Origin of the sequence: Methylophaga sp. UBA5088, from assembly GCF_002414625.1 — a bacterium.
In the GTDB taxonomy this organism is placed as follows: domain Bacteria; phylum Pseudomonadota; class Gammaproteobacteria; order Nitrosococcales; family Methylophagaceae; genus Methylophaga; species Methylophaga marina.
In genome coordinates this window covers 12,153-15,863 of sequence record NZ_DIAC01000120.1, presented here as the reverse complement: position 1 = coordinate 15,863, position 3,711 = coordinate 12,153, and the positions used below count along the sequence as shown (strand labels likewise).

Here is a 3,711-nt window from a genome sequence, read left to right as displayed (position 1 = left end):
ATATGAGAACGAAAAAAACACGAAATTAGCACTTATTAACCTCAGTGGTCGTTGGTTAAAGGCTTTAGTGCATAAAATGATTAATGATGTCGAATTTCTGAAAGTTCACATCACTGAATCACAAGTACATGAAAAGGCCAGTCAGCTGAATGATTCAGTTCATGAGTTATTAGATGTTATTGAACGATTACAAATATATTCAAAACTAAATGACAACCAACTGCCAGTCGAGCTACAACAGACGGATTTATATCGACTGCTTCATTCAGTACTGGAGAGTAATCAAGCAAAGGCTAGTCAAAATGAACATACACTGACATTAAGCTACCAGTGTGATGTCAGAGAAGCCATATTGGATCCTCATAAGTTAAGGCAAATCCTCAATAACTTAATTGATAATGCCATCCGGTTCTCCTCGCCTGGGAATATTGAGTTAAGCCTTGTTGTGAGCACTGACGAGACAAAACCTTTTCTGACATTTTCAGTCAGCGACCCTGGACCAATTATAGATACGGTCGAACAACAACGTATTTTTGAACCTTTTCAACAAGCTTCGAATAGTGAACAAGCGATGACAGCAGGCGTCGGTTTGGGCTTAGCGATCTCAAGCCAATTGATCAGCTTGATGTTGGGTGATTACGGTCTGGAGGCGACTAATAAAGGCAATCGTTTGTGGTTCACCCTACCTATTGAAGTCATTTCTCGGTCAACGGTGTTACCAGAAGAAAAACCATCTTCGCTAAAAACATCTGCCGAAAAGGCACTCAAAACAATACTTGTCGTAGAAGATAATGAAGTCAATCAATCCGTTGCTTTGAACATGCTAGAAAAACTTGATTGTAAAGTGGATTTAGCGAGCGATGGCAAAGAAGCATTAGACGCTTGTCGTGTGAGTGAATATGACATGATTTTAATGGATTATCACATGCCGATGATGAGTGGTATCGAAGCGACTCAACAAATCAGAAAGGGGTTGAAGCTGACAGTCCCCATTATTGCGTTAACTGCGGATGATGATGAACAAGTTAAATCTGACTTCTATGCTGCCGGGGTAAACGATATTCTGATTAAACCAGTTAATTTCAATAAGCTGGTGGATTTATTAACTAAATTCTTAGGATATACCAAAGAAAAGTTGCCAGAATCAACTAATCTTGATGACGCCAAGGGCTCAAACTCTATACTTAATATGCGTGTTGTGGATGATATTCGCGCTATGGCAGGGGAAAGTGGGCAACAGATGGTTGAGCAAATCTTTCAGGTCTATATGGAGCATACTCCAAGTCTCATCCAGGCAATCAAACAGGCCTATAAAAATCAAAACGCAGAGCAATTATTTAAATCTGCACATGCCTTGAAATCCAGTTCACTCAATATTGGCGCTTCGGCTGTTGCCGAGTTAGCAAAACAAATAGAAATGTTGGCAAGACAAAATAATCTTGACCAGGTCGGGGGATATATAGATAAACTAGATACGCATTATGTTGAATTGACTTCTTTCTTAGATGAATAGTGGCGGGGGATTTGATGGCAAATACCATCAAAAAGCAAGTAGTCTTGATAGTGGATGATGATCCCGCCACACGTATGCTCATGACTCAGTCATTGACCTCGAGTGAGTTACAGATTGTCGAAGCTGCATCGGGTGAAGAAGCGATCATTCAATTTACGACGCATAAACCTGATATCACATTACTTGATGTATCGATGCCCGGCATGAATGGTTTTGAGTGCTGTGCACAACTGCGTGCTCTGCCGAAAGGTGCTGAGTGTGCCATTGTGATGGTGACAGCACTGGATGATGTTGAAGATATTGAACAGGCTTTTGAATCTGGCGCCACCGACTTTATCACCAAACCATTGAAGTGGCCGCTATTTAAACATCGGGTTCGTTATATTCTCAAGGCGAACAAAACCCTTCAAGAGCTGAGCCTGAATAAAAATAAATTGGCTAAGGCCCAGTCAATCGCCAATCTGGTGTATTGGGAGTGGGATTTTGAGTCCGAGTTTCTCGAATGCTCATCAGATATGTTCGACATGCTGGGTTTTTCAAAAGAAACCAATCTGACAGTTCGAACCGCGCTAAAAAAAGTGCATCCAGATGACAGGCCACGTTTGATGATGGCGCTCAAACAAGCCGTTTACGAAAAGCAGTCATATGATATTGAATACCGGATTATTCGTAACGATGGTAGCGTGTTATTTGTGAATGAGCGGACCGATATTAGTTTCGAATATGGTCAATGGCGTATGGTAGGTACCTTGCATGACATTACCTCAAGAAAACAGTCAGAGCAGGAGATTACTTATTATGCTTACTACGACACGCTGACAGATTTACCAAATCGACGTCTTTTCATTGAGCAGTTAGAAACGGCCATTGCCAGTGCAAAACGCCATCAGAATAAATTTGCTCTGATGTTTCTTGATTTAGATCGTTTCAAATATATCAATGACACCTATGGTCATCACATTGGGGATGAGGTGCTCTGTCAGTCTGCCGTCAGAATTCGAGAGTGTGTCAGAGACTCAGATGTCGTCGCTAAAGCAAATTATGATGCTGATAATCGTGTTGCTCGCTTGGCCGGTGATGAATTTACTGTCTTATTGGATGATGTAGGCCGGGTCGAGCAGGTTGCTGAAATTGCTCAGCGTTTAATTCAAGCGTTTTCTGAGCCTTTCCTGATTAGTGATAAGTTTTTACATATCTCAATTAGTATGGGCATTACCTTGTTTCCTGATGATGGTCACAATGTTCAGACCTTATTACAACATGCCGATGTGGCTATGTATCATGCTAAAGAAAAGGGAAGAAATAATTATCAGTTCTTTTCTGAAAGTATGAACAACTATCTTAAATTACGTTTAGAGATGGAGAATGATCTCAGAATAGCGTTGGCTGAACAGCAGTTTGAGGTGTTTTATCAGCCGCAATATGATGCTCAGAGCATCACTATTGTGGGGGTTGAAGCATTACTTCGTTGGCGTCACCCTACAAAGGGTTTATTAACACCGGATGTATTTATTGAAGTGGCCGAGAGTACTGGACTCATTTTATCAATTGGGAACTGGGTCTTGATGCAAGCCTGCCTCCAAGTGAGGGAGTGGCAGAAAACATCAGGCTGTGCCTACCGTATTGCTGTGAACTTATCGGCGTCTCAGTTTACGCAATCTTATCTGTTAGATACGATAAAAAATACTTTGGATGTCACTGATCTACCACCAGAAACGCTTGAATTAGAAATTACGGAAACAGCCATGTTGAAAGATACTGCTGAGACTATTCCACTTTTGTTTTCGTTAAAAAAGTTGGGCGTGCGGCTGGCAATTGATGATTTTGGTACAGGCTATTCTTCTCTGAGTTATTTGAAGAACTTTCCTATTGATACTTTAAAAATCGATCGTTCTTTTGTAGAGGAAATTGTCTCAAATACAAAAGACTGTGCCATAGCACAAACAATTGTACAGTTAGCGGATAATTTGCAACTGTGTACGATCGCTGAAGGTGTTGAAACCAGTGAGCAAGCGGAAGTTTTAAGGAAGTTAGGCTGTGCAGAATTTCAGGGATTCTTTTTCAGTCATCCAATGCCTGCACAGCAATTACGTTTATTATTGGACCACTAAGTCTTATTTTTTTCGTCTAGAAAAGCGGCATGATTATCGAGTAGAGCATCATGCCGATCTAACAGACCAATATCATGCTCTTCAAGA

2 protein-coding genes are annotated in these 3,711 nt (G+C 40.9%); both read left to right on the top strand.

From position 1 onward, the window contains the following. A partial coding sequence (locus B4K20_RS14980; RefSeq protein WP_289283527.1) for a response regulator occupies positions 1 to 1,513 on the top strand: 1,513 nt, incomplete at its 5' end. A 14-nt stretch (positions 1,514 to 1,527) separates the two neighbouring features. Then, on the top strand, positions 1,528 to 3,624 hold the full coding sequence (locus B4K20_RS14975) for a two-component system response regulator (protein WP_289283526.1): 2,097 nt from the start codon (positions 1,528 to 1,530) through the stop codon (positions 3,622 to 3,624). Positions 3,625 to 3,711 lie beyond the last annotated feature (87 nt).

Bases quoted from the DNA above. Each gene is read 5' to 3' on its own strand.
- B4K20_RS14975 (WP_289283526.1), top strand. From the start codon at position 1,528: ATGGCAAATACCATCAAAAAGCAAGTAGTCTTGATAGTGGATGATGAT.